The following is a 19,720-nucleotide window of genomic DNA, read 5'->3' as shown; positions in this document are numbered from 1 at the left end:
CTCCTCGTCAGTGGCGCAGCTTGTAGCCGGAGGCGAGCATGCGCATCGCCACCACGGCCAGCACCACAAAGAAACCGGCGACGATGGCCAGGCTCACGAGCGGATCGATATCCGAGACCCCGAAGAAACCGTAGCGAAAGCCGTCGATCATGTAGAAAAAAGGATTGAGCCGCGACACTTCGCGCCACACCGGGGGCAGCGTGTGCGTCGAGTAGAACACGCCTGAAAGGAACGTGAGCGGCATGATCAGAAAATTCTGGAAAGCGGCGAGCTGGTCGAACTTCTCGGCCCAGATTCCGGCAATCAGACCCAGCGTGCCGAGGATCCCGGCGCCGAACACCGCGAACGCGACGATCATCAAAGGCGCGCTGAAACTCACCGGCACGAACCAGATGGTCACGATAAAGACTCCGAAGCCGACTGCCAGCCCGCGCACCACCGAGGCCAGCACGTACGCGAAGTACATCTCGTAGTGCGACAGCGGCGGCAACAGGACGAACACCAGGTTGCCGGTGATCTTCGACTGGATCAGCGACGACGAACTGTTGGCGAACGCATTCTGCAATACGCTCATCATCACAAGGCCCGGAATCAGGAAGCTGGTGTATTCGACGCCCGGATAGACCTGCACGTGGCCGCGCAGCGCGTGGCCGAAGATCGTCAGATACAACAACGCGGTAATCACCGGAGCCAGAACCGTCTGAAACGACACCTTCCAGAACCGCAGGATTTCCTTATAAAACAGCGTACCGAATCCGCTACTGTAGCCGCTCATGCAAGCCCCTCGATCACTTCCGGACCGTTCATCACCTGAACGAACACGTCTTCGAGGTCGGCCTTGCACACCTCGATTTCTTCGAATGTGCAACCCGCGTTGCGGCATTGCGCGAGGATCCGCTCGACCTCGTCGTAGCTCGACAGGCGCAGCAGATGCTGGCGGCCATTGCCGTTACCCGCGCCCGCTTCCACTTCGAGCGCGCGCAGTTCGACCGGCAGCACGCCCTGCGCAAAACGCAGGAACAGTTGCATGCCGGCAAAGCGCTGCAGCAGTGTGCTGGTGCGGTCGAGCGCCACCACTTCGCCGCGCCGCAACATGGCGATGCGGTCGCACAGCGACTCGGCCTCTTCCAGATAGTGCGTGGTCAGGACGATCGTGTGCCCCTCGCGATTCAGACGCGAGATGAATTTCCACAGGGTTTGCCGCAGTTCCACGTCTACGCCGGCGGTCGGCTCGTCGAGCACGATGACCGGCGGCCGGTGCACCAGCGCCTGCGCGACCAGCACGCGGCGCTTCATCCCGCCTGACAGAGCGCGCATATTGGCGTCGGCCTTTTCGGTGAGATCGAGATTGGCCATCACCTCGTCGATCCACGCGTCGTTGTTGCGCAGGCCGTAGTAGCCGGACTGGATGCGCAAGGTTTCGCGCACCGTAAAGAACGGGTCGAACACGAGTTCCTGAGGCACGACGCCGAGCGAGCGGCGGGCGCCGCGGAAGTCGCCGACCACGTCGTGGCCGCGCACCGCGATACTGCCTTCATCGGCGCGCGCGAGACCGGCGAGAATGCTGATCAGGGTCGTCTTGCCCGCGCCGTTCGGACCGAGCAGTCCGAAAAACTCGCCTTCTTCCACCGTGAGGCTGACGCTCTTGAGCGCCTGAAGATCTTTGTAGCGCTTCTTGACGTTACGAATTTCTATGGCTGGCATGACTGTGTGCCGCTTTGGATCACGGCGCCTGAAAGGGGCGCAATATGCTGGAAGGAACGGAATTGGGGCCTGTTGAAAGCCCCAAAAAACGTTTGATTATAGGGCAAAGTCGGAAGCCCCGACTTGACCCGAGGGGGTGGGAGGCGACGCCTGACGCGTCAGTGGAGCGTCAATGTCGCGCGGTGAGAAGCGTGTCGACGCCGTAGGCTTGCGCGAGGCTGGCGAGACCAGCCGGCAGATTGATGATTTCGAGCGCGCCGCCGCGCGCCCTGGCAGCCCGTTGCCACGCGATCAGCACGGCGAGCGCCGACGAATCGAACTGCGCGAGCGGTGTGCAATCGACGCTGCTCGCGCCCGCCGCGATCCGCTGCAGACCGGCGGCGAGCGCGGCCTTCGCGCTCGCGTGGGTCAGCGCCGCGCCGGTCTCGAAACGGCCGGCAACGGAGCGGACTTCGGCGTTCACCGTTGTGCTCACGACTGCTTGCCCGCAGCCAGTTGCTGATTGCGCTGCGTGAGGAACTGGATCAGGCCGTCCACGCCGTGCTGCTGGATCTGCTCGTTGAACTGCTGCTGATATGCCTGGATCAGCCATGCGCCGAGCACGTTGATGTCATACACGCGCCAGCCCTGCGGCGTCTTGTACAGGCGATAGTCCAGTTCGACCGGCGAGCCGTTGTTCATCACCACCGAGCGCACCACCGTGTCGGTGTCGTCCGGGTTCATACGGAACGGCTTGTACTGGATCTGCTGGTCCTTCACCTGGGCGAGCGCGCCCGAATACGTGCGGATCAGCAGCATCTTGAACTGCTCGACCACGGCGTTCTGCTGGTCGGGCGTGGCGGTACGCCAGTTGCGGCCCATTGCCAGTTGGGTGGTGCGGCGGAAGTCCGTGTACGGCAGGATCTTCTCGTTGACGAGCTGCGTGATGTGGGAAATATCGCCCTGCTGGATCGACTTGTCGTTGCGCACGGCGTCGACCACCTGCTGGGTCACCGTCTTGATCAGGCCATCGGGCGAGCTGCTATCGACTGTTTGCGCGAAAGCGGCGCTACCAAACGAAAACAACGCGGCAAAAAACGGTATGAGGAAAAATTTTTTCATATTGAACCTGGCAGAAAGAATAATGCAGTGCACACCTTGGAGCCGACAATAACACGCGAGTTCATCCGCGATCCATCTGCAAACCCGCTACAGTCGTTTCGAGGTGTTACGACTCGCGCCCTCAATGCAATTTGAACGACGGGAAATTCAGCCGCGGCGGCACGATCTGGTCGGCGGGCACCTGATCGTTTTCCGGCCCGCCGTTCATGTCGAGCGGCGGCGACGCGGATGTCCCCGAAGCCGGCGTCGCACCTGCTGCCGTAGCGGCAGTCGGAGCCGACGCGCCGGCGGGCGCCGTGGCCGGTGCCGTTGTCACTGCCGGTGCAGAAGCCGCACCCGGTGCCGAAGCCCCGCCTGCGGCCGGCGCTGCTGCGGCGCCATCCACATCTTCGTACTTCGGCAACGGAGCGTTATCGCCGTAGTCAGGCAGCGACGCGCTGCCGCCCTTGCCCTGCGTCAGCAGGTAATTACGGCGCTGCAGATACGCATTACGCACAAACGAATACTTGTCGAGCGCGGCGCCTTCCAGCACGTCGCTTGCGCCCAACAGGTTAGCCCGCGTGTTGATGATGTTCACGCCGTACAGCGCCCAGCTCAGGCCATCCGGATGAACGTAAGACAACGGATTGACGAAGTACTCGCCAATTGAACCCACGCCGTCACGCACCGTGCTCGGCCCGAACAGCGGCAGCACGAGATACGGGCCCGCCGGCACGCCATAGTGACCTAGCGTGAGGCCCAGGTCGTTGTCGTGCTTGGGCAGCTTCGCCAGCGTCGCCACGTCGAACAGGCCGCCCACACCGAACGTGGTGTTGATGACGATCCGCATGATGTCTTCCACGCCGTCGGTGATCTTCAACTGCAGCAGATTGTTCGCCGCAATGTAGACGTCGCCGATGTTCGAGAAGAAGTTCGTCACGCTGTCGCGCACCGGCTGCGGTGTGATGTACACATAACCCTTGGCGACCGGCTTCAGCGCGTACTGGTCGACCTTGTCGTTGAATTTGAAGACGGTGCGGTTCAGACCCTCGAGCGGATCGCCCTTGGTGGGAGTCTGGACGGTCGTACAACCGGCGAGCGTGACCGCAGCGAAGGCCAGCGTCGAAATACGGAGGCGCATGGTCTGCATTCGTGTTCTCCTTATTGACCCGACGTGCCCGAAGCGGGCGCGGCCGGTGCCGGCACTGCCGGCGCGGGGGCTGCGGCAGGTGCGCCCGGCTTGGATGCGCCCGAGTCCGCCGCCTTGCTATAGAGGAATTGCCCGATCAGGTTCTCGAGCACGATGGCCGACTGGGTCATCGCAATCGTGTCGCCCGCCTTCAGCATTTCAGTGTCGCCGCCCGGCTCCAGACCGATGTACTGCTCACCGAGCAGGCCCGCGGTCAGGATCTTCGCGGAAGTGTCCTTCGGAAACTGGTATTGCTTGTCGAGATCGATCGTCACCAGCGCCTGGTACGAATTGGTGTCGAAGCTGATCGAGTCGACCCGGCCCACCGTCACACCCGCGCTCTTCACCGGGGCGCGTGCTTTCAGGCCGCCGATGTTGTCGAACTTGAGTTTGACCGGGTAGGTTGCCTGAAACGACAACGAGCTCATGTTGCCGGCCTTCAGCGCCAGAAACAGCAACGCTATGAAACCCAGCACCACAAACAGGCCGACCCAGAAGTCGAGAGCAGTCTTTTTCATCGTCATCCCAAAGAGAATCCGTCGCGCCGTCCACACCTTCAGCGCGGCGCGGGCAAGTGTATGCCCGCGGCGGAAAGCATGTCGCGCGGTTTTTTAGCTGAACATCAATGCGGTCAGCAGGAAATCGAGGCCAAGCACAGCCAGCGAGCCGTAAACCACCGTCTTGGTCGTGGCGCGTGAAACACCTTCCGGGGTCGGCTTGGCTTCATAGCCCTGGAAGAGCGCGATGAACGTCACCGCGAAGCCGAACACGATACTCTTGACCACCCCGTTGCCGACGTCAGCCCACACGTCGACACCACCTTGCATCTGCGACCAGAACGAGCCGGCATCCACGCCGATCATCAGCACGCCGACCACATAGCCGCCGCCGATCCCGACCGCGCTGAAGATGGCGGCGAGAATCGGCATCGAGATAATGCCTGCCCACAGGCGCGGCGCGACCACGATCTTGATCGGATCGACCGCCATCATTTCCATTGCCGTCAGTTGCTCGCCGGCCTTCATCAGGCCGATTTCGGCCGTGAGCGAAGTGCCGGCGCGGCCCGCGAACAGCAGCGCCGTGACCACCGGCCCAAGCTCGCGCACGAGCGAAAGCGCCACCAGCAGCCCAAGCGCCTGCTCGGAGCCGTAGCGGTTGAGCGTGTTGTATCCCTGTAAGCCGAGCACGAAACCAACGAACAGGCCAGACACCGCGATGATCACCAGCGAATAATTACCGACGAAGTGGATCTGCTTCGTGACAAGACGCGGTCGGCGCAGCAGCGGGAAGAATTCGAGCACGAGCCGCAAGAAGAGGCGCGTGGCGTAGCCGGCGGTTTCCAGCACGCCGAGCACCGAACGTCCGATCGTACTGATCATGCCTGTCCCCCGCCGATGCCGAAGTCTGCCGCAAGCGGCGTGTTGCTGGGATAGTGGAATTTGAAGGGGCCGTCCGGCGCACCGTCGATGAACTGGCGCACCGTCGGGTCGGTCGAGGCCCGCAGCTGCTCCGGCGTGCCCTCGGCGTGAACTCCGCCGTTGGCGAGGAAGTACACGTAGTCGGCAATCGCGAACGATTCCGGCACGTCGTGCGTCACCAGAATGGAGGTGGCGCCGAGCGCCTGGTTCAGGGCGCGGATCAGGTTTGCGGTAATGCCGAGCGAGATCGGATCGAGACCGGCAAACGGTTCGTCGTACATCATCAGCTCGGGGTCGAGCGCGATGGCCCGGGCCAGCGCTACACGCCGGGCCATCCCGCCGGAAATCTCCGAGGGTGACAGGTCGCGTGCACCACGCAAGCCGACCGCGTTGAGCTTCATCAGCACCAGATCGCGAATCAGCTCTTCCGGCAAATCGGTGTGCTCGCATAGCGTGAACGCGACATTTTCGAACACCGACATGTCGGTAAACAGCGCGCCGAACTGGAACAGCATGCCCATCTTGCGACGCAGCGCGTAGAGGCCGTCGCGCGTTTGCGCACCGATGTCCTGTCCCTGGAACAGGATCTGCCCGCGCTGTGCATGCACGAGGCCGCCGATCAGCCGCAGCACGGTGGTCTTGCCGCACCCCGAGCCGCCCATGACCGCGACGACCTGACCGCGCTTGAAGCGCAGGTTCAGGTTCGACAGGACGAGCCGGTCGCCGTAACCGAAGTCGACGTCGCGAAGCTCGAGAAGGGTCTCGGGGGAGGAAGACACGAAGCTGACAATCCTTTTACACAGAAGGCCGAATTATAGGGCCATCGTGCAAAAGCTGCCGTGACGCGCCCTGTCCCCGAAAGCGCGGACCCCGCGATTATGGCGTAAACCCTCGGAGCATTGCAGCTACGGCGACAGCCGGATCAGCAGCCTCGGTGACGGCCCGCACCACAGCCGCACAGCCGACGCCGGTGGCCAGAACCTGCGGCAGGACCTGCTGGTCGATCCCGCCGATCGCCACCAGCGGCACCACGCCGTCGAGCAGGCGCACATAGCGGGCGAGACGCGTGAGGCCTTGCGGCGCGGTGGGCATCTCTTTGGTGGTAGTCGGGAAGACCGCGCCAAGCGCGATATAACTGGGCCGGAAATGCAGCGCGGTCAGGATCTCGTAGTAGCCATGCGTCGACAGGCCGAGACGCACGCCCGCCGCGGCAATCTGCGCGAGGTCCGCCTTGTGCTGGTCTTCCTGGCCAAGGTGAATGCCGTAGGCGCCGGCTTCCAGCGCGAGCTGCCAGTGATCGTTGATGAACACCTGGGCGTCGTGCGCGCGGCCCGCGGCGACACAGCGCGCGATTTCCTGCGCCAGTTCATGAGGCTCGGCTGTCTTGCGCCGCAACTGGACCGTCTTCACGCCGTAACCCACCACCCGCTCCACCCACTCGGCGGTGGGCAGCACGGGGTAGAGCCCGAGGCGCTCCGGGCAACGCGCGAACGGCTGCGCGGGGGCGGCGGGCAAACCGAGCACGCGCGGAAAGCGCGTCAGGTCGGACGGCCATGCGTCGGCGGACGCGGTTTCGTCGCCGTCGCGCCATGCCAGCGCCAGCACCAGTGCGTCATGTGGATCAAAGCCGCAATCGAGAAAGGCCGCGAGCGCCGCAATCCAGTCTTCAGCCAGATGCCCTTCCAGCGCGTAGCGCACGCCGCCGAGGTGCAGCGTGGCCCGGCCCGCAGCGGCTTCGATCACGCCTGCGCCCTGCACTTGCCAGCGCGCCACCTGCTCGCCGTGCTGCTGGGCGTCGGCGACGATAATCAGGTCGCCGCCGTTGGCGTCGTCAGGGGCCGTCAGGCAGATACGCCACGGCGCGTGAGTGGGCGGCCATTCGCCGAGCCGGGCACGGACGCGTTCTGCAGCCTCGCTCAATTCGTCAGCCGGCGGCCAGAACAGCTCGCGCCCCGCGAGCGGCGAAGCCTGCGCGGAGGCTCCCGTAGTGGTCCGAATCATGTCGTGCCCCCATCCTGATGCCAGAACGGCATGCCGACCACCGGCGTGCTTGCATGGGCGGTTTCACGTTCGGCCATCGGCCCCGCGAGATAAGCCTGGCGACCCGCTTCGACGCCCAGCGCGAAGGCGCGAGCCATCGCGTCGGGATGGGTTGCCTGCGACACGGCCGTGTTCAGCAGCACGCCGTCGAAGCCCCACTCCATCACTTGTGCGGCGTGCGACGGCACGCCGAGGCCCGCGTCGACGATCAGCGGCACGTCGGGCAGCCGCTCGCGCAGGACGCGCAGGCCGTAGGGATTGATGACGCCCTTGCCGGTGCCGATCGGTGCGCCCCACGGCATCAACGCTTCACAGCCGGCATCGAGCAGACGGCGGCCGATCACCAGATCCTCGGTGCAGTACGGCAGCACCTTGAAGCCGTCCTTCACCAGCCGCGCGGCGGCTTCGATCAGGCCAACCGGATCGGGCTGCAGCGTGTAGTCGTCGCCGATCAGCTCCAGCTTGATCCAGTCGGTTTCGAACACCTCACGCGCCATATGAGCCGTCGTGACGGCTTCACCGACGCTCTGGCAGCCAGCCGTATTCGGCAACAGCGGCACGCCGTGGCGCTTGAGCAGGTCGAAGAAGCCGGCTTCGGCCCCGCCTTCGTTCATCTGCCGGCGCAGCGCGACCGTGACCATGCCTGGTTTCGCGGCGCTAATCGAGTCCGACAGCGACTGCAGCGACGGGTAGCGCGACGTGCCCAGCAGCACCCGGCTCGCGAAGGTTTCGCCGCACAGCGTGAGCGCGTCGGCAGGAGTGGGAGAGGTCATGTGTAAATCCTTGTCTCTGGCGATGTGCGGCCGCTCAGCCGCAGGCGACGCCTGTTTAGCCGCCGGCGACCGGTTGCACGACGTCCAGCTTGTCGCCCGCCTGCAGCGCGCGCGCCGCGTGCTGGGCACGGGCCACAAAGTCGCCGTTCAGCGCAACCGCGAATGGCGGACGCGCGCCGAAGGCAGCGAGCGCATCGGCAACGGTCGCGCCCTCGGGGAGCGACAACGGCTTCTGATTGATATGAATGTCCATGGTGTTCAGATACGGTTCAATCGACGGCCTGATCAATGGGCCTGTCGCTCGCCACGGCGGCGACAGCGACACGGGCCGCAACGCTCATGCCGGCTCCTGCGAGCAATTCTGTGGGTCGAGCCGGGCAAGCTGAAACAGCTCGCTCCAGCGGGCATCGCGCCGCCAGTGGGCGAAGGCGTCGGCATCGCCGATGCGTCCATCGAGCAGCGCAGCGGCGAAGCGCACAGCTTCGTCCGCGACTTCGGGCACGATCATGTAGCCGTGCCGGTACAGGCCGTTCACGCGCAAGGTCTGCGCGCCATCCCACACGAGTGCCGGTCGGTGGTCCGGCAAGGTCGGGCGGCACTGCGAGTTCAGTTCGAGTATGCGCGCCTCGCCGAAGCCCGGATGGACCGAGAACGCCGCGCTCAGCAACTCCAGCGCGGAACGCACGCTGACGGGCGACATGTCCTCCCCCTCCACTTCGGTAGCGCCGATCACGTAAAGATCGTCCTGCTTCGGCGCGATATACAGCGGATAGCGCGGATGCAGCAGGCGCACCGGGCGCGTGAGCCGGATACCTGGAGCGTGGACGCGGGCGACTTCGCCGCGAATGCCGCGCAAGGTGGGCAAAACTGCTTTCGCGCCGAGGCCGCGGCAATCGATCGTCACGCGCGCGCGAGGCATGGCGTGGTCGTCCACCGGGGTGTTCCAGTGCGTTTCCACCCGGCGCTCGGCGAGGCCCGCCGCCAGCGCGCTGAGGACCTGGCGATTGTCCAGTTGTCCTTCATGCGGCAGCAGCCAGCCTTGCGTGAAGCGGCCGGCGAGCGCGGGCTCGGCAGTGCCGAGCTGGGCGCCCGACAACGCGACGAAGCCGCCTTCCAGCAGATCGGCCGGCGCGTTCGAGCGCACCCGGCGTTCGAACAGTGGCGCCTCTGTGCGGTCAGCGTGATGCCAGACGACCAGCGTGCCGTTGCGCTGAAAGAACACCGGTTCAGGCAATTCGGCCAGCACTTGCGGCCACGTATCGAGCGACGTCGCGCCAAGGCGCGTGATCAGCACCTCGGCGCTCGCCGCTTCGGCGAGCGGCGCGAGCATCGCTGCGGCCACCCATGCCGCGGCTTGCGAACCGGCGGCATCGCCGCGTTCGTACAACGCAACGCGGTGTCCTGCACCGGCCAGCCGCCACGCGACCAGCCGGCCGCACAGCCCCCCGCCGATCACGGCGAAATCGGGCTGGGTGTGAGCGAGCACGTTCATCGCGGCTCCGCCAGCGCGCGCAAAAGCGCATCAAGCGTCGCAAAACAAACGACTCGAACGAAACAATCAACTGAAGAATGAGCGGTCATCGTATCCTTTCCGTACGGCAACAGGCGCACGTACCCAAGGACGAAACCGGCGGGTGAGGCCGGCCGGACAAAAGGCGCGTCTACTGACGCCCGCTGCCCGGCGGGGGAATGGAAGAATGGCTTAACTTCCGGAAACTTCCCGCGCCGGTATTACCCGGATCGGGTGCAAAGGGTCTCTCTCAGCCTCACCGCGGCGTACGGCCCGCACGCAAAGCACCCCTGTTTCGTCGAAGGTCATTAGACCATAAAAGGCGCCACGGCCGCAAACCGGGGGGACGGGCGCTTGGGGAACACTACACGGATGAGATGAAATGTGGTCGTAAGGAGCGGGCTGGCACAATACAGAAAGCCGGAAGACTGTTGAGAAACAGGGTACCTGCGGGTGCCTGCGCCGGCGGCGCGATTCCTCGCGTCACCCGTGATTAATTTTCACTTAAGGCACTCGCGCCAGAATCGGTTGGTCGCTTGACGGGCTTGTCGCCCGGGCAACACTCGTAATACCGCCGTGGGCCAACCCACTGTGGGCTGGCCCATTGTGGGCTGCGGCTCATTGCGGGCTGGTCCATTCGGGCCAGCCCTTCATCAGGATGCTCATGACACCGAATACCTCTGCCACCGGCGCGCCGGAGCCCGACAACAAGGTCTCCGCGTGGAGTCTGATCAAGCCCTACTGGGTCTCTGAAGAGTGGAAGATCGCCTGGGGGCTGCTCGTCACCATCGTTGCGATCAACCTCGCGAACGTCTGGCTGAGTGTGAAGTTCAACACCTGGAATGGCGAGTTCTACAACGCCCTGCAAGCCAAGGACACTCACGACTTCCCGCACCTGATGATCGTTTTCACGGTGATCGTGTTCGCGATGATCATCCTGTTCGTGTACGGCCGTTATCTGCGACAGATGCTCGGCTTCCGCTGGCGCCAGTGGCTCACGAACCGCTACCTCGAAGAGTGGCTCGGCGACGGGGCCTTCTACCGGATCGAACGCGACCGGCTCGCCGACAACCCCGACCAGCGTATTAGCGACGACCTTCAGTCGTTTGCGACCAGCACGCTGTCGCTGTCGCTTGATCTGTTGTCCACCGTCGTCACCCTGATTTCGTTCACCACCATTCTTTGGGGTCTCGCCGGGGCACTGAGCGTGACGCTCGGCGGCATTCCGGTCGTCATTCCGGGCTACATGGTGTGGGTCGCGGCGCTCTACGCGCTCGGCGGCTCATACATGATCTACAAGCTCGGCCACCCACTGGTTTCGATTACCTACCAGCAGCAGAAGGTTGAGGCAGATTTCCGCTTCGGCCTGATCCGCGTGCGCGAAAACGCCGAGCAGATCGCGTTCTACGATGGCGAAGAGACTGAACGCGCCAGCGCGAGGAATGTCTTCCAGCGCATTCGCGATAACTGGTGGCGCGTCATGAAGTACACCAAGCGCCTGAGCTTCGTGTTGAGCTTCTACGGCCAGATTGCGATTATCTTTCCGATTGTCGTGGCGTCGCCGCGCTACTTTGCCGGCGCCTTCACGTTCGGCGTGCTGATGCAGATCCAGAACGCGTTCGGCACCGTCAGCGATTCATTTTCGTGGTTCATCAACAGTTACGGCAGCCTCGTCGACTGGCGTGCGACCGTCAATCGTCTGCGCGAATTCAAGCGCGTCATGCATGCGTCGCATCTGCGCGAATCCATCTCGCCGGCCACCGCGCACGGCGGCATCAACCTGCACTTCGTCGACGAGGACAAGCTCACTACGGATGGCCTCTCGCTCGCCCTGCCGAACGGCACCGCCCTCTCACAGATCCGCAATATCACGATCAGCCCCGGCTCACGCTGGCTCGTGCGCGGCCCTTCCGGCTCGGGCAAGAGCACGCTGATGCGCGCCCTCGCCGGACTGTGGCCGTTCGGCGACGGCTCGATCGATGCGCCGGTCAATGCGCGCATGATGTTCATCCCGCAGCAGAGCTACATGCCGATCGGCACGCTGAAAGCAGCGCTCACCTACCCGTCCTCCGCGGACACCTACACCGACGACGAGTGCCGGGAAGCGCTGGACACCTGCCGCCTCGAAGGCTACGTGGACCGCCTCGAGGAGACAGGCCACTGGGCCCGCATCATGTCGCCGGGCGAACAGCAGCGCCTCGCCGCTGCCCGCGTGTTGCTGCACAAGCCCGATTACCTGTTCCTCGACGAAGCAACCAGCGCGCTCGATTCCGCGAACGAAGCGCGGCTCTACCACCTCTTCACCGAGCGCCTGCCCAAGGCCGCGATCGTCAGCGTCGCGCATCGCGAATCGCTCGCGGCGTTCCACGAAGAAACGCTCGACGTCGAGCGCGCGGGTGAAGCGATCGCCGCATGAGCCATCCGTCATTCGACCGCGTGGTGTTGATCACCGGTGCCGGTTCCGGCATCGGTGCTGCGCTGGCCCGGCGTCTTGCCGCGCCTCGCACAGCCTTGATGCTGCACGCGCGCGGCGCCGATGCCGCATCGCGTGAGCGCCTCGCCGCGGTCGCCGGCGAGTGCGCCGCACAGGGCGCCGACTGCGCCACCGTCTACGGCGATCTGGCCGAGCGCGGCGCCGCCGAACACATCGTCCACACGACGCTCGCGCACTTCGGCGCACTCGATCAACTGGTCGCCAACGCGGGCCATGCCCAGCGCCAGACACTCGGCACCCTCGACGCCGATACATTCAGCGAAGCCTTCGCCGCCATGCCGGGTGCCTTCGCCGCGCTCGTCAAACGCGCTGCAGCCGCCCTTGAAACCTCGCAGCGCGGCCGCATCGTCGCCATCAGTTCGTTCGTCGCTCACCGATATCGCGCGGACGCCCCGTTTGCCGCGACGGCCGCCGCCAAAGCCGCCGTCGAATCGCTCGCCAGAACCGCCGCGGCCGAACTGGCGCCGCACGGGGTCACCGTCAACTGCGTCGCGCCAGGTTACACGCGCAAGGACCGCGGCCCCAGCGCCGACAACGCCGCCGTCTGGACCCACGCAGCCGCTGCCACGCCGCTTGGCCACGTAGCCGAGCCAGCCGACATCGCCGCGCTGATCGCTTTCCTGCTCTCGGACGAAGCACGTCACATCACCGGCCAGGTGATCCACGTCGACGGCGGACTCACGCTAGGCTGACCGGCACAGCCCTGCGCGGATGTGCGGCAGTCCAAAGCAATCGCCGCCACAGATCCACAGTAAAGCCAGCGCAAATCGGGTTCAGGGCAAAGGCAAGTCAAACCCCTCCCGCCAGCCCCGTGCAACATCCTGAAATACCCGACAACAGTTCGAAAGCATTTGCGAACCGTTCAGGTTGTTCCGTGCTTTGAAAGTACCCTGCAGCGGCGACGATAGTCGTGCGGGCCAACACCCGCGGCCCGCACGACACTCACCGTTACCGGACTTTTCGCCATGTCATTCGTTCGCCGTTTCCGTCTTTTGACCCAACGACTCACGCGGATGAGCCGTTCCCACTCCGTGCGCCCCGCCGCTGCCGGTGTGGCCGCCCTGCTGCTGTCGCTCGCCGCCGAGGCCGCGCAGATGACGCCGCCCGCCGAGCCTGCCGACGTCTGCCCCGCACTCAAGCACATCGTCGAGGCCAGCGATTTCAAGCAGTTGCGTGACCAACCGGCCGCGCAGTTGCCCGGCCTCGCCAGCGCCGACGACTGCCGCGCCAGCAGCCACAGTTACGACTGCCATTGGCGCGCGCACTGGCAAGCCGATGGCGTGGTCACGGACCCGCTCGAAGAGCTCGGCGCGGACATCGCCGCCTGCTTTCCGAATGTGGTGCATGACCTCAACACGCCGACGCGCCAGCATTTCGTCGTGACCGCCGGCGAGCGCCGCCTCAACGTCACGGCCAGCGTGCAGGGGGCGAGCGAGCTACGCCTGCGCGTCGCTCGCTAAGCCTGTCCGTCCTGCGCCCCACCCCCAACCCGACACGCCGAGGTATAGCATCGTGACCGGCTTGCGCTCATCGCTACTTCCGGCTGCCCTCTGGACCGTACGCCTGTCGTGGTCGACGGGACGGCGGCCCTGCGTATGGGCGACTGCCGCGACGCTCTGCATCGGATTGAACGGCTGTGCGTGGACGCTGATCACGGCGGCCGACGCCACCGGCTCGGTCATCCAGGCAGGCTATGCCATCGCGTCGAACTACTCGTCGCCGACCTTCGTCAACGGCCGGCCCGCGTCCATCAGCGCGGTATGCATCGAAGTGAACCAGACGGTGTCCGTTGGCGATTTCGTCCCGGCGTTGCAACTCGCCCTCAACCGGCGCGGCATCCGCTCGGACGTCTACAACCCGGGCACCGCCCCCGCCAGTTGCGAATCCCGCCTCGTCTACAACGCGGCGGTCGACTACGGCCGACGTTCGTTCAGCGACAGTCCCATACAATATCTTTCGGTGATCGATCTGACACTGCTTCAACAAGGCCACATTCTCGTCACGGCCCGGTATCAGACGGGCCAGCTCGGCACGGACCGTTTCTCGAATGCATCGGTCAAGCTGGGCGGCATGATCGACAAGATGGTGGTCGACCGGACCGAGTTGCGCCCGCCCACTCTTCAGACCTCGCAGATCAACTGAGGTCGCGCGCTGCCCGCAAACCTTGCACAGACGCTTGCTTGCGGTTACCCCGGAAAGGTTTCGAAAGCATTACCCGCTATCAGCACTCCAGCGTATCTCTTAAGATTGGTTGAATGAACCAATCCATTCTGGTCGTCGACGACGATCCCGTCGTGCGCGATCTCGTGCGCGAATATCTGCAGGGACGCGGCTACTCGGTAGCCGTACTTGAGCATGGCATGGCTTTGCAGCGCAAGCTGCAAAGCGAGCGGCCCGCGCTGGTCGTGCTCGACATCATGATGCCGGAGCTGGACGGCATCAGTGCGCTGCGCGCGCTGCGTCTGGCCGGTGACGACATTCCGGTGATCCTGCTGACGGCGCGCGCCGACGTGATCGACCGGGTGATCGGTCTCGAGCTCGGCGCGGACGACTACCTCGGCAAGCCGTTCGAACCGAGCGAACTGGTCGCACGAATCCGCACGGTGCTGCGCCGGCGCGGCGCGATCGCACCCGGCGCGCCGGAAAACCGGGCACCCTATCGCTTCGGACGTTTCGAAGTGAACTTCCCAGGACGCGAACTGCGCCGCGACGGCGAGCGTATTCCGCTGCGCTCGAGCGAATTTGCGATGCTCAAGGTGTTCGTCACGCACGCCATGACGGTGCTTACCCGCGCGCAACTGCTCGAGAAACTGCATGGCAACAGCGAGGCGCACCGTAACCGCAGCCTTGACGTATCGATCTGGCGCTTGCGGCGGCTGATCGAAGTCGATCCGTCCGAGCCGCGCTACGTGCAAACGGTGTGGGGACGCGGCTACGTGTTCGTCCCCGATGGGGAAATCGGCGCCGCCGAGCGCTGCGCGCCGTTCGCCGACGCATAACGCTGGAAGCGAAGGCCGCCACGCTTGCGGCGGCCCTCCTGGAACTAGAACGTCAGCACGCTCAGGAACATTCGCTGCAGCCAGCCCACAGTAGTCGAATCGCTCACAATCCCCTGGCCGGCCTGCTCGATCTTCGCATTCGCGATCTTGGTGGACGACACATAGTTGCCTGCTTCGATGTCCTTCGGATTGACGATCCCGGACAGTCTCAGGCGGTCGTGATTACCGTTCATCGCAATCAGCTTCTCGCCCGCCACCAGCAGATTACCGGTCGGCATCGTGCCGATCACCGTCACGGCCAGCGTGCCGGTCATGCCGTTGGTGTCGGTCATCGCACCCTGCCCCTTGAAGTCCGTCGCCGCCGAGCCGATATTGAAGAGCCGCGCGAGCCGCGCAGCGGCGCTGGTCGATTGATCCGCGGCCGTCGCCGTGATGTCGCTGTTGCGGCTCGCTGTCGTATTGGCGCTGCTATTGCCGTTATACGACTCAGACAGACGGATCGTAAGCACGTCCCCCACGTGCTGCGCGCGCGGCGTTTCGTACAGCAACAGCGAGGAGCCGGCCTGATAGATCGCACCTTGCGTATTGACGTTGAGCGGGGGGCTGACGAGCGGCGGCAGCATCGGCGTGTCGACGATCGAATCCGGGTGGCTTGCGCAGGCTGCTACAGCGAGCGCCGCACCGAGTGCGGCCATGAGGCGTAGCGTGGTCATAGAGGTTCCTCCGCCGGAGGGAAAGTGAGTCAAATCGGTGTCGGCACCCACGCGGCGCCTCAACCCGCTTCGGGACTGCTCGCCTGCCACTGGCGCACAAGCGACTTCACCCACGCGTCCGGATCTTTCAGCAAATAGGTCAGCGTGCCGTTGTGGGTGGACGGCAAAAAGCACAAGGTGATCGAACTGACGGCGTTTTCCCAGACGTACACCGGGGCCGCGCCGCCGGCCGCCGAGGTGGTCTTCGTCACGAGCCGCGGCGGCCCGTAGCGGTCGGCGAGCGCCTCGCGCAGATCGTCGGCAATGACATCGTCGACCACGAAGGAAATCTCGTAGAGACGCAACGCCGTTTCGCCGTCGGCCCGCGCGAAACGCAACACATGGTCCTGCGCCGGTGCACCGTCCACGACCGCCTGCGACACCTGCCAGCCATCGGCCGAGCGATGTGCCCAGCGGCACGCCACGGTCAGGCTCTCGCTCGTCTTCATGCTCATGCCGAGCGAGCCGGCCAGCATGTCCGTCTCGCAAACCGGCACGCTGCCGACCGGCGTCGCCCGCACGGTCGAACCCGCGCGGAATTCGTCGAGCGTGATGCCAAGCGGAATGCCGCGAAACGCGAACGGTGCGTCGGGTACGCGCCTGTGATCATCAGCAGTGCTACGCTTCGCCGAGGAAGCTGACGAGGGCACAGAGCGCGCTGCTGGATCGGCATGCACGGCATTCGCCGCCACGCCGGCCAGCAGCGCAACCGACAGCGGCAGCCACGCTGCGAGAAGCCTACGGGCAGACAGTCGGGAGATCATGGCTCAGTCAATCGCCGATGCACATGCGTTAAACGGCGTGGCCGCGGCGTGGCCGACCACGGGCAGGATGTCGAGCGTCGCGGCCGTCAGGCGGCACGGCAGTGCAGCGACGCCACAGCCGTCGAGCGGCAGCAGCATCGTCCCCAGCGCCAGCCAGCCAGCGGCTCGCACGCACCGCTTGAAAACAGTCAGAGTCGACACAGGCAACCTCGTAAGGTCAGGCTGTCGTGTTGACATGGTTGCCGATCAGGCCACCCGGCAAGGACGGCGCAGGGGGGTCGCTGGGCAGCGTTTCCGGTTTGGCCGTGCTGTCCGGCGTCGGCGCCGGCCGCTCGCGCTGCACAGGCGGAAAGGTGGTGGGGCGGAGATTATTGGTAACGGTCATGGTCTGCCTCGCGTATCACTGAAGTGCGGATTCGGTTGCCGCACTTGCGCAGGCGCTGATGGACAACTGACCTTCAGGCGAACGAAGCGCGGCGGCGATGGACTACAGGCCGAATCATCACGCTGCGAGGCGAGACACGATGCATGAAGGAACGCACGCTTTTCCACGGTTCTTACGACCCGTTTCGAGTAGGCGCAAATTCTTTCCACGGAGGGAATCCGGTAAGCAAAACCGGCCTGATACGTCCCTCAATCCGCAATTTATATTGCCATCTTTAGCGGCGGGATTTGATCGTCTATCCTTACGTAACAAGGCTTCCAGAGGGGGCCAGAGGGACTTCCGCCCGGCCGGACGGAGGCAGGTAAGTGTTGGTAAGAAAACAGTCGGCCGTTTGCCGCGCGCGCCAGTCTAAAATTTCAAGATGAATCCACAGGTCCTTATAGTCGACGACGACCCGGTCGTACGCGATCTGCTTTGCCGCTTTCTGCAATCGAACGGGTTCGACGCCTCCGTGCTCCACGACGGCACGCATTTGCAACGCCGCCTCGAAAGAGAGCGGCCATCGGTCGTTGTGCTCGACATCATGATGCCGAACACCGACGGTCTGCGTGCGCTTACCGCGTTGCGCGCCGCCGGTGACGACATTCCGGTGATCTTCGTGACGGCGCGTGGCACCGTGGCAGACCGCATCGTCGGCCTGTCGCTTGGCGCCGACGACTATCTGACGAAACCGTTCGACCCGCGCGAACTGCTGGCCCGCATCCAGACGGTGCTGCGCCGGCGCGGGCCGTCGACCACCAGCGCGCCGGAAGCCCGCAAGCCGTATCACTTCGGGCCGTTCGAACTCGACTTCGCAACGCGCACGCTGTCGCGCGACAGCACCCGGCTCGCGCTACGCGACAGTGAGTTCGCGCTGTTGAAGATCTTCGTCAACAACCCGTACAAAGTGCTCTCGCGCGTGCTGATCCACGATCTGGTGCACCGCGACAACCTCGCCTTTCGCGACCGCAGCCTCGACGTGCCGATCTGGCGTCTGCGCCGCGTGATCGAGGACGACCCGTCGAGCCCGTGCTACGTCCAGACCGTGCGCGGCAAAGGTTATGTCTTCGTGCCCGATGCCGATGCAGCGCCCTTCTCGATCGAGGCCGCGGCGGACTCATGAGAAACCCGTTGAACACGCTATTCGGCAGAATGGCGTTGCTCTCGACGGCGGTATTGTTGGCAATTCAGGCCGGGTGGTTCGTACTGGTTGTAATGCAGCCGCCGCGCCACGAGGTGGACGGCTTCGCGCGCGGCATCCTGTTGATGCTGCAGGCGGCGAACGGCGAGCCGGTGCAAGGCGCGGACCTCGCGCCGGCGATGCGTGTGCACCTCGTGCCCACCTGGAACATGCCCTCCACGATCCATTTGCGGCCACCGACCGAACGGCAGCTCATCGAGCTCAGCCAGCATTTGCGCCCCCGCTTGCCGGTCGGCACCCAGATCGAAGTGGACGATTCGCGGCCCCCGCGCCTGTGGATTCGCTATCCGGGCAAATCGATGTGGGTGGTCGTGCCGGTCGACATTCCACCGCGCCCGCGCTTTATCGTCGAAACCGTGTCGATGCTGGTGGCGGCGCTGATCCTGTCGCTGCTGGCGGTGTGGCAAATGCAGCGGCCGCTCTCGCGGGTCGCGCTGGCGGCGCGCGCGTTCGGCGCCGGTGGCCGGCCCGAGCCGGTCAATGTGCAGGGGCCGCGTGAATTGCGCGACCTGATCGGCTCGTTTAACGACATGATGCGGCGTCTGAACGAGGCGGGCGACGATCAGGCCGTGATGCTGGCCGGCGTCGCGCACGACCTGAAGGCGCCGCTCACCCGGCTCAAGCTGCGCGCCAGCGTGCTGGTGGCGGAAAACGAGCGTGCCGGGCTGATTCGCGATGTCGATTCGCTTACCAATATCGTCCAGCAGTTTCTGGAGTTCGCCGGCCAGGCCGCCGACGCCGGGCCGCCCGTCGAAGTCGAGGCATTCCTGCGCGAACAGTTTTCCAGCACCGATATTGTCGAAACCGTCGAAATCGCGGATTGCACCGATCCGCTCGACGTGGGCCCCGCGGAAAGCCCGCTTTTCAGCCTCGACCTGCGGGCCGGCCCACAGTTCAAGCTGCCGCGTACGCTGCTCGACCGGCTGGTGACGAATCTGGTCGACAACGCGCTCGAGCACGGCGCACCGCCCGTCGAAATCAGCACAACGCGCGACGACCGGAACTGGATGGTGACCGTTCGCGACCACGGACCGGGGATTCCCGACGACCGGATCGCGGCCGCGATGAAGCCGTTCGTGCGGCTCGACGCCGCTCGCGGCGGCGAGGGCCATTGTGGGCTGGGGCTCGCGATTGTGGCGCGCCTTGCGCACAACGGCGGCGGACGCTGCGATGTGTTCAACCATGCGAACGGTGGGCTCTGCGTGCGCATTGCGCTGCCGATCGGACAGTTGAGCGCCTGAGTCTGGAGACCTGTGGCTGGGGGTCTGAAGCGCTGCTGCGGCTGCGCTTACACGATCTTACCGGGCGGCCTCGACCGGGCCTTACGCACATATAGTGTGCGCGGGCTTCCTCGATAGCCCCCTGTTCGGTC

Annotated in this window: 23 protein-coding genes and 1 riboswitch; of the genes, 7 read left to right on the top strand and 16 right to left on the bottom strand. The window is 64.8% G+C overall.

The window, feature by feature from the left end; all coding sequences use genetic code 11:
• Window positions 1–7: 7 nt before the first annotated feature.
• The 12 genes from FFS45_RS16975 to FFS45_RS16920 all read right to left on the bottom strand — a co-directional run bounded on the left by FFS45_RS16975 (window position 8) and on the right by FFS45_RS16920 (window position 9,696).
• On the bottom strand, window positions 8–775 hold the full coding sequence (locus FFS45_RS16975) for an ABC transporter permease (protein WP_137955791.1): 768 nt from the start codon (window positions 773–775) through the stop codon (window positions 8–10).
• Window positions 772–1,704 (bottom strand): ABC transporter ATP-binding protein, encoded by a 933-nt coding sequence (locus tag FFS45_RS16970; RefSeq protein ID WP_137955790.1) that lies wholly within the window; start codon window positions 1,702–1,704, stop codon window positions 772–774. The genes FFS45_RS16975 and FFS45_RS16970 overlap by 4 nt, the downstream gene beginning before the upstream one ends.
• Window positions 1,705–1,873: 169 nt before the next feature.
• Window positions 1,874–2,179, bottom strand: coding sequence for an STAS domain-containing protein (locus tag FFS45_RS16965; RefSeq protein WP_171029667.1), 306 nt, complete (start codon window positions 2,177–2,179; stop codon window positions 1,874–1,876).
• Window positions 2,176–2,805, bottom strand: a complete 630-nt coding sequence (locus FFS45_RS16960) for an ABC transporter substrate-binding protein (RefSeq protein WP_137955788.1) — start codon at window positions 2,803–2,805, stop codon at window positions 2,176–2,178. The genes FFS45_RS16965 and FFS45_RS16960 overlap by 4 nt, the downstream gene beginning before the upstream one ends.
• Window positions 2,806–2,926: 121 nt before the next feature.
• Entirely contained in the window at window positions 2,927–3,934 is a 1,008-nt protein-coding gene (locus FFS45_RS16955; RefSeq protein ID WP_137955787.1) for a VacJ family lipoprotein, read from the bottom strand.
• Between the two features lie 11 nt (window positions 3,935–3,945).
• On the bottom strand, window positions 3,946–4,491 hold the full coding sequence (gene mlaD / locus FFS45_RS16950; RefSeq protein WP_137955786.1) for an outer membrane lipid asymmetry maintenance protein MlaD: 546 nt from the start codon (window positions 4,489–4,491) through the stop codon (window positions 3,946–3,948).
• Between the two features lie 93 nt (window positions 4,492–4,584).
• The gene (gene mlaE / locus FFS45_RS16945; RefSeq protein ID WP_137955785.1) at window positions 4,585–5,352 is read right to left on the bottom strand and encodes a lipid asymmetry maintenance ABC transporter permease subunit MlaE; all 768 of its coding nucleotides are present in this window, start codon (window positions 5,350–5,352) and stop codon (window positions 4,585–4,587) included.
• Window positions 5,349–6,170, bottom strand: coding sequence for an ABC transporter ATP-binding protein (locus FFS45_RS16940; RefSeq protein ID WP_137955784.1), 822 nt, complete (start codon window positions 6,168–6,170; stop codon window positions 5,349–5,351). Before FFS45_RS16940 ends, mlaE begins: the two co-directional genes overlap by 4 nt.
• Before the next feature lie 97 nt (window positions 6,171–6,267).
• Window positions 6,268–7,392, bottom strand: a complete 1,125-nt coding sequence (gene thiE, locus FFS45_RS16935) for a thiamine phosphate synthase (protein WP_137955783.1) — start codon at window positions 7,390–7,392, stop codon at window positions 6,268–6,270.
• On the bottom strand, window positions 7,389–8,204 hold the full coding sequence (locus FFS45_RS16930) for a thiazole synthase (RefSeq protein ID WP_137955782.1): 816 nt from the start codon (window positions 8,202–8,204) through the stop codon (window positions 7,389–7,391). Before FFS45_RS16930 ends, thiE begins: the two co-directional genes overlap by 4 nt.
• A 55-nt stretch (window positions 8,205–8,259) precedes the next feature.
• Window positions 8,260–8,457 carry a sulfur carrier protein ThiS gene (gene thiS / locus FFS45_RS16925; protein WP_137955781.1) on the bottom strand — a complete coding sequence of 66 codons (198 nt, stop codon included), beginning with the start codon at window positions 8,455–8,457 and terminating at the stop codon, window positions 8,260–8,262.
• An 84-nt stretch (window positions 8,458–8,541) separates the two neighbouring features.
• Window positions 8,542–9,696 (bottom strand): FAD-dependent oxidoreductase, encoded by a 1,155-nt coding sequence (locus FFS45_RS16920; RefSeq protein WP_137955780.1) that lies wholly within the window; start codon window positions 9,694–9,696, stop codon window positions 8,542–8,544.
• A gap of 208 nt (window positions 9,697–9,904) precedes the next feature.
• Window positions 9,905–10,016: riboswitch (TPP riboswitch) on the bottom strand.
• A 362-nt stretch (window positions 10,017–10,378) separates the two neighbouring features.
• Here FFS45_RS16920 and FFS45_RS16915 point away from each other — a divergent pair.
• From FFS45_RS16915 to FFS45_RS16895, 5 genes are all read left to right on the top strand, one after another.
• Window positions 10,379–12,130, top strand: a complete 1,752-nt coding sequence (locus tag FFS45_RS16915; protein ID WP_137955779.1) for an ABC transporter ATP-binding protein/permease — start codon at window positions 10,379–10,381, stop codon at window positions 12,128–12,130.
• Entirely contained in the window at window positions 12,127–12,900 is a 774-nt protein-coding gene (locus FFS45_RS16910; protein WP_137955778.1) for an SDR family oxidoreductase, read from the top strand. The genes FFS45_RS16915 and FFS45_RS16910 overlap by 4 nt, the downstream gene beginning before the upstream one ends.
• Window positions 12,901–13,221: 321 nt before the next feature.
• The gene (locus tag FFS45_RS16905) at window positions 13,222–13,668 is read left to right on the top strand and encodes a hypothetical protein (protein ID WP_137955777.1); all 447 of its coding nucleotides are present in this window, start codon (window positions 13,222–13,224) and stop codon (window positions 13,666–13,668) included.
• 160 nt (window positions 13,669–13,828) lie between these two features.
• Window positions 13,829–14,350, top strand: coding sequence for a hypothetical protein (locus FFS45_RS16900; protein WP_137955849.1), 522 nt, complete (start codon window positions 13,829–13,831; stop codon window positions 14,348–14,350).
• Window positions 14,351–14,463: 113 nt separating this feature from the next.
• The gene (locus FFS45_RS16895; protein ID WP_137955776.1) at window positions 14,464–15,207 is read left to right on the top strand and encodes a response regulator; all 744 of its coding nucleotides are present in this window, start codon (window positions 14,464–14,466) and stop codon (window positions 15,205–15,207) included.
• A gap of 44 nt (window positions 15,208–15,251) precedes the next feature.
• On the opposite strand, the gene FFS45_RS16890 is transcribed toward FFS45_RS16895, so the two are convergent.
• Genes FFS45_RS16890 through FFS45_RS41745 form a run of 4 tightly spaced genes read right to left on the bottom strand, consistent with a single transcriptional unit; the run spans window position 15,252 to window position 17,108 of the window.
• On the bottom strand, window positions 15,252–15,920 hold the full coding sequence (locus FFS45_RS16890) for a flagellar basal body L-ring protein FlgH (RefSeq protein ID WP_137955775.1): 669 nt from the start codon (window positions 15,918–15,920) through the stop codon (window positions 15,252–15,254).
• A gap of 59 nt (window positions 15,921–15,979) precedes the next feature.
• Complete coding sequence (locus FFS45_RS16885; RefSeq protein WP_137955774.1) at window positions 15,980–16,723, bottom strand: hypothetical protein; 744 nt, start codon at window positions 16,721–16,723, stop codon at window positions 15,980–15,982.
• Window positions 16,724–16,726: 3 nt separating this feature from the next.
• Entirely contained in the window at window positions 16,727–16,930 is a 204-nt protein-coding gene (locus tag FFS45_RS16880; RefSeq protein ID WP_349292320.1) for a DUF6726 family protein, read from the bottom strand.
• Between the two features lie 10 nt (window positions 16,931–16,940).
• Window positions 16,941–17,108: a hypothetical protein gene (locus tag FFS45_RS41745; RefSeq protein ID WP_171029668.1), complete on the bottom strand. Its 168-nt coding sequence runs from the start codon at window positions 17,106–17,108 to the stop codon at window positions 16,941–16,943.
• Between the two features lie 421 nt (window positions 17,109–17,529).
• Here FFS45_RS41745 and FFS45_RS16875 point away from each other — a divergent pair, with 421 nt between their 5' ends.
• Entirely contained in the window at window positions 17,530–18,270 is a 741-nt protein-coding gene (locus FFS45_RS16875; RefSeq protein WP_137955772.1) for a response regulator, read from the top strand.
• Complete coding sequence (locus FFS45_RS16870) at window positions 18,267–19,589, top strand: ATP-binding protein (protein ID WP_137955771.1); 1,323 nt, start codon at window positions 18,267–18,269, stop codon at window positions 19,587–19,589. Before FFS45_RS16875 ends, FFS45_RS16870 begins: the two co-directional genes overlap by 4 nt.
• The last annotated feature ends 131 nt before the right edge of the window (window positions 19,590–19,720 follow it).

The sequence above is a fragment of the Burkholderia sp. 4M9327F10 genome (assembly GCF_005503145.1).
Classification (GTDB): domain Bacteria; phylum Pseudomonadota; class Gammaproteobacteria; order Burkholderiales; family Burkholderiaceae; genus Paraburkholderia.
This window is presented reverse-complemented; position numbering and strand designations above follow the sequence as displayed.

Excerpts from the sequence above, each read along its gene's own strand:
- FFS45_RS16930 (WP_137955782.1), bottom strand. The coding sequence starts at position 8,204 with ATGACCTCTCCCACTCCTGCCGACGCGCTCACGCTGTGCGGCGAAACC.
- FFS45_RS16970 (WP_137955790.1), bottom strand. The coding sequence starts at position 1,704 with ATGCCAGCCATAGAAATTCGTAACGTCAAGAAGCGCTACAAAGATCTT.
- FFS45_RS16975 (WP_137955791.1), bottom strand. The coding sequence starts at position 775 with ATGAGCGGCTACAGTAGCGGATTCGGTACGCTGTTTTATAAGGAAATC.
- thiE (WP_137955783.1), bottom strand. The coding sequence starts at position 7,392 with ATGATTCGGACCACTACGGGAGCCTCCGCGCAGGCTTCGCCGCTCGCG.
- mlaD (WP_137955786.1), bottom strand. The coding sequence starts at position 4,491 with ATGAAAAAGACTGCTCTCGACTTCTGGGTCGGCCTGTTTGTGGTGCTG.
- thiS (WP_137955781.1), bottom strand. The coding sequence starts at position 8,457 with ATGGACATTCATATCAATCAGAAGCCGTTGTCGCTCCCCGAGGGCGCG.
- FFS45_RS16910 (WP_137955778.1), top strand. The coding sequence starts at position 12,127 with ATGAGCCATCCGTCATTCGACCGCGTGGTGTTGATCACCGGTGCCGGT.
- FFS45_RS16960 (WP_137955788.1), bottom strand. The coding sequence starts at position 2,805 with ATGAAAAAATTTTTCCTCATACCGTTTTTTGCCGCGTTGTTTTCGTTT.
- FFS45_RS16955 (WP_137955787.1), bottom strand. The coding sequence starts at position 3,934 with ATGCAGACCATGCGCCTCCGTATTTCGACGCTGGCCTTCGCTGCGGTC.
- FFS45_RS16885 (WP_137955774.1), bottom strand. The coding sequence starts at position 16,723 with ATGATCTCCCGACTGTCTGCCCGTAGGCTTCTCGCAGCGTGGCTGCCG.
- FFS45_RS16890 (WP_137955775.1), bottom strand. The coding sequence starts at position 15,920 with ATGACCACGCTACGCCTCATGGCCGCACTCGGTGCGGCGCTCGCTGTA.
- FFS45_RS16870 (WP_137955771.1), top strand. The coding sequence starts at position 18,267 with ATGAGAAACCCGTTGAACACGCTATTCGGCAGAATGGCGTTGCTCTCG.
- FFS45_RS16895 (WP_137955776.1), top strand. The coding sequence starts at position 14,464 with ATGAACCAATCCATTCTGGTCGTCGACGACGATCCCGTCGTGCGCGAT.
- FFS45_RS16905 (WP_137955777.1), top strand. The coding sequence starts at position 13,222 with ATGAGCCGTTCCCACTCCGTGCGCCCCGCCGCTGCCGGTGTGGCCGCC.
- FFS45_RS16875 (WP_137955772.1), top strand. The coding sequence starts at position 17,530 with ATGAATCCACAGGTCCTTATAGTCGACGACGACCCGGTCGTACGCGAT.
- FFS45_RS16920 (WP_137955780.1), bottom strand. The coding sequence starts at position 9,696 with ATGAACGTGCTCGCTCACACCCAGCCCGATTTCGCCGTGATCGGCGGG.
- FFS45_RS16915 (WP_137955779.1), top strand. The coding sequence starts at position 10,379 with ATGACACCGAATACCTCTGCCACCGGCGCGCCGGAGCCCGACAACAAG.
- FFS45_RS41745 (WP_171029668.1), bottom strand. The coding sequence starts at position 17,108 with ATGACCGTTACCAATAATCTCCGCCCCACCACCTTTCCGCCTGTGCAG.
- mlaE (WP_137955785.1), bottom strand. The coding sequence starts at position 5,352 with ATGATCAGTACGATCGGACGTTCGGTGCTCGGCGTGCTGGAAACCGCC.